The organism is Gammaproteobacteria bacterium (assembly GCA_030680605.1).
Classification (GTDB): Bacteria; Pseudomonadota; Gammaproteobacteria; order SURF-13; family SURF-13; genus JAQBXX01.
In genome coordinates this window covers 100,553-114,557 of the sequence record JAUXUQ010000010.1, presented here as the reverse complement: position 1 = coordinate 114,557, position 14,005 = coordinate 100,553, and the positions used below count along the sequence as shown (strand labels likewise).

The window sequence follows — 14,005 nt, the reverse complement described above, 5'->3', positions numbered from 1 at the left end:
GTTTTATATTAACCGCGTTAGATGGTATGACGAGGGCGTTTGCCTTGTCAAGCATCTTGCTGGAATAAATTTAAACCTCCGTCAGCGGACAATACTGCAATAGAACCCATCTGAGATTAGCACAGATTTTCCCGCTATGACAAACATTGGATCAGCTCACTTTCTCGGCCAGCAGATCGTGCTGGCCGGCGCCCGTAATCCGCACCTTTATTTGGGCCCCGACGGTCAACCCCGCTGCGCCTGAAACCCTGATCACACCGTCAATCTCGGGTGCCTCACAGGCCGAACGGGCACGCGCCCCGCCGGCGTCCACCGCGTCTATCAGCACTGGGTAAGTGCGCCCTATGCGGCGCTGCAGCCGGGTCGCCGAGATACCCGCCTGTACCGCCATAAAGCGCTCCAGCCGCTCCAGCTTCACCTCCTCCGCCACCGGCTGGGCCAGGGCGTTGGCGCGCGCGCCTTCCACTGCCGAGTAGGGGAAGGCTCCGACACGGTCGAGTTCTGCCTCCCGCAAGAAATCCAGCAAGCGCTCAAAGTCGTCCGCCGTCTCGCCGGGGAAGCCCACGATGAAGGTGCTGCGCAAGCTGATATCCGGGCAGATACTGCGCCAGCGCTGGATCCGTGCCAGCGTGTTTTCGCTGTTGGCCGGCCGCCTCATGGCCTTGAGGATGGCAGGACTCGCATGCTGCAGCGGCACATCAAGATAGGGCAGAATCTTGCCTTCCGCCATCAGCGGAATCAGGTCATCCACGTGCGGATAGGGGTACACATAATGCAGCCGCACCCACACCCCCAGCTCGCCCAGCGCCTGCGCCAGCGGTGTAATGTGTGTCTTCGTCGGCCGCCCGCGCCAGAATCCGGTACGGTATTTGACATCGACACCGTAGGCGCTGGTGTCCTGCGAGATCACCAGCAGCTCCCTGACGCCCGCATTCACCAGATTCTCGGCCTCCTGCAGCACGTCGTTGACCGGCCGACTTACCAGATCGCCACGCATTGCAGGGATGATGCAAAACGTGCAGCGGTGGTTGCAACCCTCGGAGATTTTGAGATAGGCGTAGTGCTTGGGTGTGAGCTTGACGCCTTGTGGCGGCACCAGACTGACAAACGGGTCGTGCAGTGCGGGCAAATGGGTGTGCACTGCGGCCATCACCTCCTGCAGTGCGTGCGGGCCAGTGACAGCGAGCACCTGCGGATGGGCCTGCTTGACCACCTCGCCCCTGGCGCCGAGGCAACCGGTCACAATCACCTTGCCGTTTTCCGCCAGCGCCTCGCCAATGGCATCGAGCGACTCTTCCACGGCCGCGTCAATGAAACCACAGGTGTTGACGATCACGAGGTCGGCATCCTGGTACGTCGGTGCAACCGCGTAGCCCTCGGCCCGCAACTGGGTGAGTATCTGCTCGGAATCCACCAGCGCCTTGGGGCAGCCGAGGCTCACGAAACCGACTTTAGGAGGGGTATGCGACATAGTTGCAGAAGTGGTGGGCCCGGTAGGACTCGAACCTACGACCAAGGGATTATGAGTCCCCTGCTCTAACCAACTGAGCTACAGGCCCGGTTAAATACAGCGAAAAGAACAAAGGGAAAAGAGACGAGCGGGTTGTTATCTTGTTTTTACTTTTCTCTTATATCTTTATTTCTTTTCCCTGCCGTCTAGAGATCCAGGAAGCTCCGCAATTGCTCGGAACGACTCGGGTGGCGCAACTTGCGCAACGCCTTGGCCTCGATCTGGCGGATGCGTTCACGCGTGACATCAAATTGCTTGCCCACCTCCTCCAGCGTGTGGTCGGTGTTCATGTCGATGCCGAAGCGCATGCGCAATACCTTGGCCTCACGCGGCGTCAGCCCTTCCAGCACATCCAGCGTCGCCTCGCGCAGACCCTCGAAGGTAGCCGCGTCACCGGGCGACAGCACGTTGATGTCCTCGATAAAATCGCCCAGATGCGAATCCTCGTCATCGCCTATGGGCGTCTCCATCGAGATCGGCTCCTTGGCAATCTTGAGTATCTTGCGCACCTTGTCTTCCGGCATGTCCATCCGCTTGGAGATTTCATCCGGCGTCGGCTCGCGCCCCACCTCTTGCAGCATCTGGCGCGAAATGCGGTTGAGCTTGTTGATGGTCTCGATCATGTGCACCGGAATACGGATGGTGCGCGCCTGATCGGCAATCGAACGGGTAATGGCCTGGCGTATCCACCAGGTGGCGTAGGTTGAAAACTTGTAACCGCGACGGTACTCGAACTTGTCCACTGCCTTCATCAGGCCGATGTTGCCCTCCTGAATCAGATCGAGAAATTGCAGGCCGCGATTGGTATATTTCTTGGCAATCGAGATCACCAGACGCAGGTTGGCCTCGACCATTTCCTTCTTGGCACGACGCGCCTTGGCTTCGCCGATGGACATGCGGCGATTGATGTCCTTGATCTCGCCGATGGTCATGCCATATTCATCCTGCATACCCACCAGCCGACTCTGCGCACGCAGTATTTCGTCACGGTACTGGGACAGCGTGGACGAGTAGTCGCGCTTCGCCTTGATGTGGCGATCCAGCCAGGTCAGATCTACCTCGTTGTCGGGAAAGGTGGTGATGAATTCCTTGCGCGGCATGTGCGCCTTGTTGACACAGATGTCCATGATCACGCGCTCCTGGGCGCGAATGCGATCCACCACTTGGCGCAGGCTGCCGACCAGCCGGTCGATCAGGCGCGGTACCATCTTGAACTCCATGAAACAGTCGGTGAGCTCCTGCCGCAGTTTCATGGCTTTCGAGTGCGGCTTGCCATGTTTGGCCAGCGCCATCGCATGTTTCTGCTGCAGGCTTCTCAATGCTGCGAACCGGGTGCGCGCCTCCTCCGGGTCAGGTCCAGTCTCCAGCGTCTCTTCTGAATCGCTGCTGTCGCTGTCATCGTCATCGTCGCCGGAATCATCGTCATCCGACTTCTTGGCAGCCTCTTCCGCAGCCGGCGCGCCCTCTAGCGCAAGCGGATCGATATAACCGCTGATCACATCGGCCAGGCGCTGCTCACCGCCTTCGGCGCGATCATACTCACGCAAGAGGTCACTGATGGTGCCGGGATAGGTAGCCAGCGCTGAAAGCACCTGGGACAAGCCGTCTTCGATACGCTTGGCGATCACGATTTCGCCCTCGCGCGTCAGCAACTCGACCGCGCCCATTTCGCGCATATACATGCGCACCGGGTCCGTGGTGCGGCCAAAATCACTGTCCACTGCCGCCAGTGCCGCAGCGGCCTCTTCAGCGGCATCATCGTCCGTGCTGACGGCGGTATCCGCCATGAGCAGGGTGTCGGTATCCGGTGCCACTTCGTGCACTGGAATACCCATATCATTGATCATGCTGATGATATCTTCGATCTGTTCAGGATCGACGATCTCATCCGGCAGATGATCGTTGACCTCACGGTAGGTGAGGTAGCCCTGCTCCTTGCCGTGTGCGATAAGGAGCTTGAGTTGGGACTCTTGCTGTTCCTGTTTCATGCCGTAGCCGTAACCCTGTTAAGTAACCTGTTATTGTACAACATCAGACTGCCTGCGTCAGCGAGAACCGGGAACCGTCCAAGCAGCCATCTCCTGCTTCTCCTCAGCGCTCAGCTGGCCTTGGTGCGCCTTATCGATCAAGCGCTCCTTGCGCTGCTCCAGCCCCTGCGTATACAGCCGCTCAAGGGCGATGCGGAATTCGGCCTCCACCCCCTCTTCAGGTACCGGGTGCCGCCACTGGGCCAGCTTCATCAACTGTCGACCCTGCTCGGTGTCGCGCCAGTGCTCGAGCAGGGCCGCCGGGCTTAGATGCGGATGCTGGTGCAATAATTCCAGCATCTCCTGCAATAACGCCGCACCCGCCACCTCCAGGCCAGCAAACCGCTGTGGATCGCCGGCCTGCGCTGCCAAGCTCGGTCGGCTCAACAATAAGGCAATCACCAGCCGGGCCTGGGACATGGCGGTCGGGGGCGCCGACACCCGTTTGTAGCGCTCCTGCCTGCCGTCCGGCGCAGTAGCTGGCGGCTTACCTGCAGCCAGCATGCGCGCCAGCTGCTGCGCATCGATCCGCACCAGTTCAGCCAGTCGCGCCACCATCATGTGCTGAAAAGCACCTGGTGCCAGTTTGGCCAGTAACGGGCGCGCAAGTTCCACCAGCCGGGCCCGGCCGTCCATGCTGCTTATATCGGCCTCGGCCATTAAACCTTCATAAAAGAATTCTGATAGCGGTACGGGCCGCGTTGCGCGCGCCAGAAAGGCCTCACTCCCCTCCTGCTGTACCAAGCTGTCCGGGTCTTCGCCCTCGGGCAAAAACAGAAAGCCGATCTGGCGTCCGTCGCGCATCAGCGGCAGGCTGTTGATCAGGGCGCGCCACGCCGCTTCACGCCCGGCACGGTCGCCGTCAAAGCAAAATACTACTTCCGGCACCACCCGGAACAACCGCTCCATATGCTCATGCGTAGTGGCTGTACCGAGCGTGGCGACGGCGTTGTGTATGCCGTGCTGGGCCAGCATCACCACATCCATATAACCCTCCACCACCAGCAGACGCGTAAGCGCACGCACCGCCTTGCGCGCCTGGTACAGGCCATACAGCTCGCGCCCCTTGTGGAATAACACAGACTCCGGTGAATTGAGATACTTGGGGTTCGTCGCTTCCGGCGTCCTGCTTCCCGCGACACTAGCACGTCCCTGTGCGTCGTCCGCTGCATCGATCACCCGCCCGCCAAAGCCGATGACGCGGCCACGTGCATCATGGATCGGAAACATGATGCGGTTGCGAAAGCGGTCATGGGTACCACCCTCGTCCTTTTTAATCAGCAGCCCAAGCTGAACCAGTGCCCCTTCTTCTGCGCCCGTTGCACGCTTGAGATTGTCCCAACCCGCTGGCGCAAATCCGATGCCATAGTCCGCCGCCGTCGTACCCGTAAGCCCCCGGCCCTTGAGATACTCCACTGCACGCCCGGCCTCGGGATGTTCACGCAACTGGCGTCGGTACCAGGCCGCTGCCTGCTCCAGCACACCGTAGAGTGGTGCCCCTGCGGGTGTGGCGACAGCTTCCTGTGAGGTACGCGGCACCTCCATACCCACGCGTGCGGCCAACTCCTGCACCGCCTCGATGAAATCAAGATGCTCGTAATCAATCAGAAAGCCGAGTGCGGTGCCATGGGCGCCGCAGCCAAAGCAGTAGTAGAACTGCTTGTCCGGGCTCACCGTGAAGGAGGGGGTTTTTTCGTCGTGGAAAGGGCAGCAGGCCGTGTATTCGCGCCCCGCCTTGCGTAGCGGCACGCGTGCGTCGATCACCTCGACGACATCCACGCGGGTCAACAACTCATCAATAAACTGCTGGGGGATACGGCCTGCCATGACCAGAAATTCAGAACGGGGGACTGGACCATCATAGTCCAGAAGACGCTCGGGCTCTACGCCAATTTTGCCTTTATCCTGGCACTGACCTGGCCCATGTCGACCCGGCCTTGCACCTTGGGTCTGAGCGCGGCGATGACCTTGCCCATGTCTTTCCCGGTTGTTGCACCGGTTTCGGCGATGGCAGCGGTGATCAGGGCATCCACCTCTGCTTCACTCAGCGCGGCGGGCATATACGCCTGCAACACACCCAACTCATATTTCTCCTGGTCGGCCAGATCCTGCCGTGCAGCTGCTTCGTACTGGCTGATCGACTCGCGCCGCTGCTTGACCATCTTCTCCAGCACCGCGAGCACCTGACTGTCATCGAGCATGATGCGCTCGTCCACTTCGCGCTGCTTGATGGCCGCCAGAATCAGGCGAATGATGCCCAGCCGCTGCTTCTCGCCCGCACGTAGCGCGGACTTCATGTCCTCGCTAACCCGCAGCTTCAGCGGGGCATCAGCCATGAGCAGGCATTGGCACCGGAGTGTGGATCAATAGCCGCCAGAACGGCGTGGACGACGCTCTTTCTCCGCTGCTGCTGCGCCGGGACGCATCATCATCGCCCGCGCTGCCAGACTGCCGCGCAGGGTCTTTTTCTGCTGGCGCTTCACGGCTGCAGCCGCCTTGCGTTTGCGGATAGAGGTGGGTTTTTCATAAAACTCGCGGCGACGCGACTCCGTCAACACGCCAGCCTTTTCGCAGGTGCGTTTGAAACGGCGCAGGGCAATTTCAAACGGCTCATTTTCTTTAATTCGTACGGACGGCATCGAATATCCTGTCAATTATCGGTTACTTAGAATCGAGAACATGCAATGATACTGCACTTACCCGCATAATTGCAAAACCTGTTCCGAGCCGCCGCATGCGCATCCTGGGCATTGAAACCTCCTGTGACGAAACCGCTGCCGCCCTCTATGACGGCGAGCGAGGGCTGCTGGCGCATGCCCTGCACAGCCAGGCCGCATTGCACGCAGAGTACGGTGGCGTAGTGCCGGAGCTGGCCTCACGCGACCACATCCAGAAGACCCTGCCACTGATACGCGCCGTACTGGCTGAGGCCGGCTGTCATCCGCAGGACATCGACGCCGTGGCCTACACCGCCGGCCCCGGCCTGGTGGGCGCCCTGCTGGTCGGGGCCGCTGTTGGCCACAGCCTCGCCTGGGCCTGGGGCGTACCGGCCCTGCCGGTGCACCACATGGAGGCCCACCTGCTCGCCCCCCTGCTCGAGCCCGACCCACCCGCATTTCCCTTCGTCGCACTGCTGGTGTCAGGTGGGCACACGCTGCTGGTAGAGGTGACAGATGTGGGACACTACCGTCTGCTGGGGGAGTCGCTCGACGACGCGGCAGGCGAGGCGTTCGACAAGACCGCCAAGCTGCTCGGCCTCGCCTACCCCGGCGGCCCGGCGCTGGAGCAACTGGCGCGTCAAGGCAATCCAGCCCGCTTCGACTTCCCGCGCCCGATGACCGACCGCCCCGGCCTCGACTTCAGCTTCAGCGGGCTCAAGACCCACGCACTCACCACCCTCCGCAGCGCCGGGCAAGACGCCCAGGCCTACGCCGACATCGCCTGCGCCTTTCAGGACGCGGTGGTGGATACGCTGGCCATCAAATGCGAGCGCGCCCTGCAAGCGACCGGCCTGCAGCGGTTGGTGGTCTCAGGTGGCGTGAGCGCGAACTTGCGGCTACGTGAACGTTTCGCCGAGCTGGACGCGGAGGTATCCTACCCCCGGCTGGAATTCTGTACCGATAATGCCGCCATGATCGCCTACGCAGGTTACCGCAATCTCGCCACAGGCCTGCGCCCGGACCGGCTGGCCTTCGACGTGCACGCGCGCTGGCCGCTGGGCTTGAATACATGAAGCAAGGTAGGGTGTATGGAATGCACCCTGCGACACTGCACGAACGCTTTGCCGAACTCGACAGCACGGAGGTATTTTACCAAAGACTGGAATTCTGTACCGACAACGCCGCCATGATCGCCTACGCCGGGTACCGTAATCTCGCCGCAGGGGTGCGCCCGCTGGCCGCTGAATCTAAAATCCTGAGACAACGGCGTACGCCTCATCACGCACGCGGCAACTGCGCCATAGTCGCCTCAATCCAGTACTCTGCCTGTGCATTGATCTCGCTCGCACTTTTGCCCTTGCTCTCGATTACCGGGCCGATCACCAAATGTATCGTGCCGGGGCGTTTGATAAATCCACGCTTGGGCCAAAATTCTCCCGCGTTATGCGCGATAGGCAGCACCGGATAACCGGAACGTTCGGCCAGCATCGCGCCGCCGATCGCATAACGGCGCTTTTCACCGGGCGCGACGCGTGTACCTTCGGGGAAAATTACCACCGAGCGCCCGCGGCTGAGCCGGTCTATCCCTTGGCCAACCAGTTGCTCCAGCGCCTTGCGGCCCGCGCCACGGTCGATGGCAATTGGCTGCATCATGGCGAGTCCCCAGCCGAAGAATGGTATCCACAGCAGTTCACGCTTGCACACCCACGACAGCGGTTGCGGAAAAATGCAGGGCAGCGCATACGTCTCCCAGGCCGACTGGTGCTTGCACAAAATCACACAGGGGCCGGGCGGAACATGCCCACTCCCGATTACTTCATAACGCAGACCACAAATCTTTTCCACACACCAGAGATTGAGGTAACTCCAGAGGCTGATAAAACGATAACGGTGGCAAAATGGCAGCAGGCCCGCCAGAACGCTGAGCGGGGCAAATATCAGCGTTGTAATCACCTGACAGCAGGCAAACAACAGTGAGCGCAAAAATAGCATCAATACCCCCGACGCCGAACTTACAAAGGTCGCCAAACCATTGTGCAACCCCAGCGGGAAACCTGCCGCGCGTCGCTACCACGACGGTATGCCACACGACTCACGCGCGCGATGGGTTCCAGAGCACCCAGGACATAAATTTACTCATCGGGTGATGTTATAGATTCGCCGCAGCCGACACCGTCACCATCGAGAATGACAAGCTCCAGGTGGCTCGGGGCTATGCACCATAGTGCAGCCTGGAAATATCCGCCACACGCATGAACAAACCCTCCAGCTTGGTGAGCAGTGCGAGCCGGTTATCCCTCAGACCTGCATCTTCCGCCATCACCATCACCTTGTCGAAAAAGGTATCCACGGCGGGTCGCAATGATGCGAGCAGCTTGAGGGCCTGCTCGTATTCTTCACGGTGCAGCAGGGGCATCACCGCTGCCTCCAGTTGCTCCACCTGATGTGCAAGCATTTTCTCGGCATCTTCCTGCAACAGTTCGTGGTCGATTACCTCGCGCGCCTCGCCCTTGCCCTGCTTCAGAATATTGCGGATGCGCTTGTTCGCTGCCGCCAGGCTCTCCGCCTCTGGCAGCTTGCGAAATGCCTGTATCGCCTTGAGGCGGGGAATAATCCAGTCCATGCGTGTGAGCTTGAGGCTCAGCACGGCATCCACTTCATCCGCGCCAAACTCCTGCTCGCGCAGATAGGGCTTCAAGCGCTCCAGCATGAACTCGTACAGCTTGGTCACGGCGTCTTGAGCGATCGTACCTGCCGGAAACTGCGCCTCGGCGATTTCCAGCAACTGCATAAGATTGAGCGACAACTTGTTTTCCATCAATGTGCGCAGCACGCTTAGAGCGGCACGCCGCAGCGCGAATGGATCCTTATCGCCCGTGGGGATAAGACCGATGCCATAGATTCCGACCAGCGTGTCCAGCTTGTCCGCCAGCCCTACACAAATACCCACGGCTTTGCGTGGCACGCGCTCATAGTGATCGCGTATCGCATTGGCCACACCCAATTCCTCGCCATCATGCAGTGCGTAGTAGCTGCCCATGATGCCCTGCAATTCCGGGAATTCACCCACCATATCGGTCAGCAAATCGGCCTTGCACAGATACGCCGCGCGCTCGACCTGCTGCATATCCGCCACGCGATTTATTTCCTTGAATCGCTCGGCGATGGCCACGGCCAGCTTCTGAATGCGCTCCACCCGCTGCAACTGGCTACCCAGCTTGTTGTGGTAGACCACATTGGCGAGCTTCGGCACCCGATCTGCAAGCTTAGACTTCTTGTCCTGTTCAAAAAAGAACTTGGCGTCAGATAAACGTGCTCGCAGTACACGCTCATTACCGTGAATGATATGAGCCGAATCCTCAGCCTCATTATTACTAGCGAATAAAAAATAAGGGAGGAGCTTGCCTTCCTTTTTCAAGGGAAAATAACGCTGATTCTGCTGCATACTGACAACCAGACACTCCTCCGGCACCTCCAGATACGCGGCATCAAAACGACCGGCGTAGACCACTGGGAATTCGACAAGGCTCGCCACCTCCTCCAGCAGCGCGATATTTTCTCCTACTGTCCAGGTAACCGAATCCCCCAAGTCCTTTGCAACCCTATCAAGCTGATCAGATATTGAGCCACAACGTACCTCATGATTAACAACCACCCGGCCCTTCGCCAGCATGAGTTGCGTGTAGTCTGCAGAACTCTTTATCTCCACCTCGCCTGCACTTAAAAAGCGGTGACCCTGCGTCTTGTTGCCACTTTGCAGCCCCAGCACCTCACCCGCCACAATCTTTTTGCCATGCAGCATGATTAAACCATGCACCGGGCGCACGAACTGCACATCGCTGTCGCCCCAACGCATCAGCTTGGCGACGGGGAGCTTTTTGATGACGCCTGCAACGATTGTCGCCAAGTGATTCTCCAATGGCTCGCCGGGTTGCGTGGCGCGGAACACAAAGTGTTCGCCTTTCTTGTCGCTTTGTTTCTCGAGCTTTTCAATTGCAACACCGCAGGACTTGGCAAAACCGATGAGCGCGGGCGTAGGCTTTTCATTTTCATAGAAGGCGCTGGCGAGCGCGGGGCCTTTGCGCTCGATGATGCGTTCCGATTGCGTGTGGGCCACGTCTTTCACCAGCACGCCAAGGCGGCGTGGCGTGGCGAACTCGCTGACGAGTACGGCGTAATTTGCATCCGCCGCAACAAAACCCTGCTCCCTCAGCCCTTCAAATATTCGTTCGCAGAAGGCCTGAGAAAGTTTTGGCAGCGACTTGGGTGGCAGCTCTTCGGTCAGCAGCTCGATGAGTAAACTGTCTTGCATGGCGTTATTTTTTATTCAGGATGGGAAAGCCCAGAGCCTCTCTTGAGTCGTAATAGCTCTGCGCCACCGCGCGGCTCAGATTACGCACGCGGCCGATATAGGCAGCGCGCTCGGTGGTGGAGATTGCGCCGCGCGCGTCGAGCAGATTAAACGTGTGCGAGCACTTCATCACCATTTCAAAGGCAGGCAATGTGAGCTGGTTTTCCAGCAGGCGCCTGGCCTCGGACTCAAACTCGCCAAATAATCTGAATAACCACTCGGCATTGCTGTGTTCAAAATTATATTTCGATTGCTCGACTTCGTTTTGATGGTAGACGTCGCCGTAACTCACACTCTCCGTCCATTTCAGATCGAACACGCTTTCCACGCCCTGCAGGTACATGGCCAGACGCTCCAACCCGTAGGTGATCTCACCCAGCACCGGCGCGCACTTGAGGCCGCCCACCTCCTGAAAGTAGGTGAACTGGGTCACCTCCATGCCATCGAGCCACACCTCCCAACCCAGGCCCCAGGCCCCGAGCGTCGGCGATTCCCAGTCGTCCTCGACGAAGCGCACGTCGTGCTCGCTCATGTTAAGGCCAAGCGCGCGCAATGAGTCGAGGTACAACTCCTGAATGTTGTCGGGCGAGGGCTTCAGCACCACCTGATACTGGTAATAGTGCTGCAGGCGGTTGGGGTTTTCGCCGTAGCGGCCGTCCTTGGGCCGGCGCGACGGCTGCACATAGGCGGCCTGCCACGGCTCCGGGCCGATGGCGCGCAGAAAGGTAGCGGGGTGAAACGTGCCGGCGCCGACCTCCAGATCGTACGGCTGCAACAACACACAGCCTTGCGCCGCCCAATACGTCTGTAACGTGAGGATCAGCTCCTGGAAGGTGGCGGGAGGGCGTCGGCTGTTTGACTCCACGGTGAACTCTTTCGACAGTAATGTCTCTGATCTGGAGCGGCCAGTATAGCCGATAGCGCGCCCTTCCGGCACGTGCAGGCGCCCGGCATGAATCCTGCTCGTTCAAGTTTCAGGCACTGCGTGCCGCTTTTATTAAGGAACCTCTGATTAAGTCAGAGGTTCCTGCGGTGCAGGGATGCACCGCCCTGTTTCAAACACGCAAGTGTTTGAAACAGGGCGCAAAGTAAAAACCACGTTTTCACTTTTCGTGCTCTGAGAAATCCAGGACGGACTTATTCAGAGCTTCCTTAACAGTGGCGACACAGGAGAATTCGCATGGCGACCCTGGTGATGCACCCGACGGCGACGGCACAGTGGTATGAATTGGTGAGCGAGGCTGAGGCCACAGCGCACTGCGCGCTGGTGGAAGAGCTGGAAAGCTATCTGGTATTTCTGTTGATGCGCTTTGCCAATCGACCGGATATTACCGGCACCACGCTGGCGCTGGAATACCTGCACGGCGTCCACGAAACAGGCCGCCTGCAGCAGGAGCAACTCAAAGATGTCGGCGACCAGTGCCTGCTGTTGTCCGGGCTGTTCCCGCGCCTGGCTGAACGCAAGCGCGTGAAGATCAGCTATTTCGTCGATCTCGGCCGCGTCGCCTATCAGCAGCTCTCCGGCCTGCTGCGCAACTCCGCCGCGCCGCTGTACGCCCATCTCTCGCATGACTTCGTGCCGCTGATGGATGTGCTACAGGTCATAGGCCGGGGCAACGGCAATACCACTCTGGAGTTGCTGCCTGCCTGCGATCTGTGGCTCGACACCGGCAGCCGTCTGGCCTATGAAACAGTACGCCAAGGCACAGCAGGCAGTTTGCCCATGCGCGATACCGGCACGTCAAACACCCATTAAAACCCTCCTGGCGCATAGCACCAAAAAAGTGCATCCAATACACTGACGCACCGTAAAGGTGCTCTTTCTGCGCCGCGCGTTTCAAAAACTCCCGTTAAATTAAGGGATTCCCCCTATGGCATATTTCGTGCAAAAATGGGCGGTATTATTCGATTGCGCCGATTTTAGCCACGCGGCGCTGTGTACATCACTTGGGAGGCATCATGTCTGCAAAAGTTTTAAAGATGATGAAGGACAACAACGTCAAGTTTGTTGATTTCCGTTTTTGTGACACCAAGGGCAAAGAGCAGCACGTCTCCTGCCCCGCACACACTGTTGATGCCTCGCTGTTCAAGGACGGCAAGATGTTTGACGGCTCGTCCATCGCCGGCTGGAAGCACATCAACGAATCCGACATGATTCTGATGCCCGACCCCAACAGCGCCGTGATGGACCCTTTCATGGACGAGTCCACGCTGCTGCTGCGCTGCAACATTGTCGAGCCTTCGACGATGAAGGGCTATGAGCGTGATCCGCGCTCGCTCGCACAGCGCTGCGAGACCTACCTGAAATCCACCGGCATTGCCGACACCGCCTACTTCGGTCCCGAGCCCGAGTTCTTCATTTTCGACGATGTGCGCTGGGGCTCCGACATGAGCGGCTCCTTCGTCAAGGTAGACTCCGAAGAGGCCTCATGGAACTCGGAAAAGGTCTTCGAAGGCGGCAACATCGGCCACCGCCCCGGCGTCAAGGGCGGCTACTTCCCCGTGCCCCCGGTCGACTCCTCACAGGACATCCGCTCTGCAATGTCGCTCGCGCTGGAAGACATGGGTCTGATCGTGGAGGCCCATCACCACGAAGTGGCCACCGCCAACCAGAATGAAATCGCCACCCAGTTCAGCACACTGACCCGCAAGGCCGATGAAATCCTGATTCTGAAATATGTGGTGATGAACGTCGCCCATCAATTTGGCAAGACGGCCACCTTCATGCCCAAGCCACTGGTAGGTGATAACGGTTCCGGCATGCACTGCCATCAGTCGCTCGCCAAGGGTGGCAAGAACCTGTTCACCGGCAGCAAGTACGGCGGGTTGTCTGACCTGGCCCTGTATTACATTGGTGGCATCATCAAGCACGCGCGCGCACTGAATGCCTTCTGCAATCCGGGCACCAACAGCTACAAGCGTCTGGTACCGGGCTTTGAGGCCCCGGTGATGCTGGCCTACTCCGCACGCAACCGCTCTGCCTCGATCCGCATCCCCTATGTCTCCAACCCCAAGGCACGCCGTATCGAAGTACGCTTCCCTGACCCGAGCGCCAACCCCTACCTCGCCTTCAGCGCGATGGTGATGGCGGGCCTGGACGGCATCCAGAACAAGATTCACCCGGGCGAGGCCATGGACAAGGATTTGTACGACCTGCCGCCGGAAGAAGACAAGAAGATTCCGAAGGTATGCCACTCGCTCGACATGGCGCTCGAGCAACTGGACAAGGATCGCAAGTTCCTCACCGCCGGTGGCGTGTTCAGCAACGACATGATTGATTCCTACATCGACCTCAAGATGCAGGAAGTCACGCGTCTGCGCATGACCACCCACCCGATCGAATACGATCTGTACTACAGCCTCTAAGACAACAGCACGGCTGAAAAATCCAACGCCCCCCTGGGGGGCGTTGGATTCCAGTTTGCGGGGCCATAGCGGCTCCAGCACAGTTAAGCAC

Annotated in this window: 10 protein-coding genes, 1 tRNA gene and 1 pseudogene; 3 read left to right on the top strand and 9 right to left on the bottom strand. The window is 59.3% G+C overall.

Annotation, left to right across the window (positions count from 1 at the left end):
- Positions 1-151: 151 nt before the first annotated feature.
- From rimO to rpsU, 6 genes and pseudogenes are all read right to left on the bottom strand, one after another.
- Positions 152-1,471, bottom strand: coding sequence for a 30S ribosomal protein S12 methylthiotransferase RimO (gene rimO, locus Q8L89_05280; protein MDP1708459.1), 1,320 nt, complete (start codon positions 1,469-1,471; stop codon positions 152-154).
- A gap of 11 nt (positions 1,472-1,482) precedes the next feature.
- Positions 1,483-1,559, bottom strand: a tRNA-Ile gene (locus Q8L89_05275).
- Between the two features lie 97 nt (positions 1,560-1,656).
- The gene (rpoD, locus tag Q8L89_05270) at positions 1,657-3,498 is read right to left on the bottom strand and encodes an RNA polymerase sigma factor RpoD (GenBank protein ID MDP1708458.1); all 1,842 of its coding nucleotides are present in this window, start codon (positions 3,496-3,498) and stop codon (positions 1,657-1,659) included.
- A gap of 57 nt (positions 3,499-3,555) precedes the next feature.
- Positions 3,556-5,364 (bottom strand): DNA primase, encoded by a 1,809-nt coding sequence (gene dnaG / locus Q8L89_05265; GenBank protein MDP1708457.1) that lies wholly within the window; start codon positions 5,362-5,364, stop codon positions 3,556-3,558.
- A gap of 56 nt (positions 5,365-5,420) precedes the next feature.
- A complete protein-coding gene (locus tag Q8L89_05260; GenBank protein MDP1708456.1) occupies positions 5,421-5,873 on the bottom strand; it encodes a GatB/YqeY domain-containing protein in 453 nt (150 codons plus the stop codon).
- Positions 5,874-6,011: 138 nt separating this feature from the next.
- Positions 6,012-6,176: pseudogene (gene rpsU / locus Q8L89_05255) on the bottom strand (30S ribosomal protein S21).
- A 95-nt stretch (positions 6,177-6,271) separates the two neighbouring features.
- Between rpsU and tsaD the strand changes: the two are divergent.
- Positions 6,272-7,270, top strand: coding sequence for a tRNA (adenosine(37)-N6)-threonylcarbamoyltransferase complex transferase subunit TsaD (tsaD, locus tag Q8L89_05250; GenBank protein ID MDP1708455.1), 999 nt, complete (start codon positions 6,272-6,274; stop codon positions 7,268-7,270).
- Between the two features lie 205 nt (positions 7,271-7,475).
- On the opposite strand, the gene Q8L89_05245 is transcribed toward tsaD, so the two are convergent.
- The 3 genes from Q8L89_05245 to glyQ form a co-directional block, all read right to left on the bottom strand.
- The gene (locus Q8L89_05245) at positions 7,476-8,189 is read right to left on the bottom strand and encodes a lysophospholipid acyltransferase family protein (protein MDP1708454.1); all 714 of its coding nucleotides are present in this window, start codon (positions 8,187-8,189) and stop codon (positions 7,476-7,478) included.
- Between the two features lie 220 nt (positions 8,190-8,409).
- Positions 8,410-10,509, bottom strand: coding sequence for a glycine--tRNA ligase subunit beta (glyS, locus tag Q8L89_05240; GenBank protein MDP1708453.1), 2,100 nt, complete (start codon positions 10,507-10,509; stop codon positions 8,410-8,412).
- Between the two features lie 4 nt (positions 10,510-10,513).
- Positions 10,514-11,413 (bottom strand): glycine--tRNA ligase subunit alpha, encoded by a 900-nt coding sequence (gene glyQ, locus Q8L89_05235; protein ID MDP1708452.1) that lies wholly within the window; start codon positions 11,411-11,413, stop codon positions 10,514-10,516.
- A 315-nt stretch (positions 11,414-11,728) separates the two neighbouring features.
- Here glyQ and Q8L89_05230 point away from each other — a divergent pair, with 315 nt between their 5' ends.
- Positions 11,729-12,304 carry a hypothetical protein gene (locus tag Q8L89_05230; GenBank protein MDP1708451.1) on the top strand — a complete coding sequence of 192 codons (576 nt, stop codon included), beginning with the start codon at positions 11,729-11,731 and terminating at the stop codon, positions 12,302-12,304.
- Between the two features lie 203 nt (positions 12,305-12,507).
- Positions 12,508-13,914 carry a glutamate--ammonia ligase gene (gene glnA / locus Q8L89_05225; protein ID MDP1708450.1) on the top strand — a complete coding sequence of 469 codons (1,407 nt, stop codon included), beginning with the start codon at positions 12,508-12,510 and terminating at the stop codon, positions 13,912-13,914.
- The last annotated feature ends 91 nt before the right edge of the window (positions 13,915-14,005 follow it).

Excerpts from the sequence above, each read along its gene's own strand:
- rimO (MDP1708459.1), bottom strand. The coding sequence starts at position 1,471 with ATGTCGCATACCCCTCCTAAAGTCGGTTTCGTGAGCCTCGGCTGCCCC.
- rpoD (MDP1708458.1), bottom strand. The coding sequence starts at position 3,498 with ATGAAACAGGAACAGCAAGAGTCCCAACTCAAGCTCCTTATCGCACAC.
- dnaG (MDP1708457.1), bottom strand. The coding sequence starts at position 5,364 with ATGGCAGGCCGTATCCCCCAGCAGTTTATTGATGAGTTGTTGACCCGC.
- Q8L89_05260 (MDP1708456.1), bottom strand. The coding sequence starts at position 5,873 with ATGGCTGATGCCCCGCTGAAGCTGCGGGTTAGCGAGGACATGAAGTCC.
- tsaD (MDP1708455.1), top strand. The coding sequence starts at position 6,272 with ATGCGCATCCTGGGCATTGAAACCTCCTGTGACGAAACCGCTGCCGCC.
- Q8L89_05245 (MDP1708454.1), bottom strand. The coding sequence starts at position 8,189 with ATGCTATTTTTGCGCTCACTGTTGTTTGCCTGCTGTCAGGTGATTACA.
- glyS (MDP1708453.1), bottom strand. The coding sequence starts at position 10,509 with ATGCAAGACAGTTTACTCATCGAGCTGCTGACCGAAGAGCTGCCACCC.
- Q8L89_05230 (MDP1708451.1), top strand. The coding sequence starts at position 11,729 with ATGGCGACCCTGGTGATGCACCCGACGGCGACGGCACAGTGGTATGAA.
- glnA (MDP1708450.1), top strand. The coding sequence starts at position 12,508 with ATGTCTGCAAAAGTTTTAAAGATGATGAAGGACAACAACGTCAAGTTT.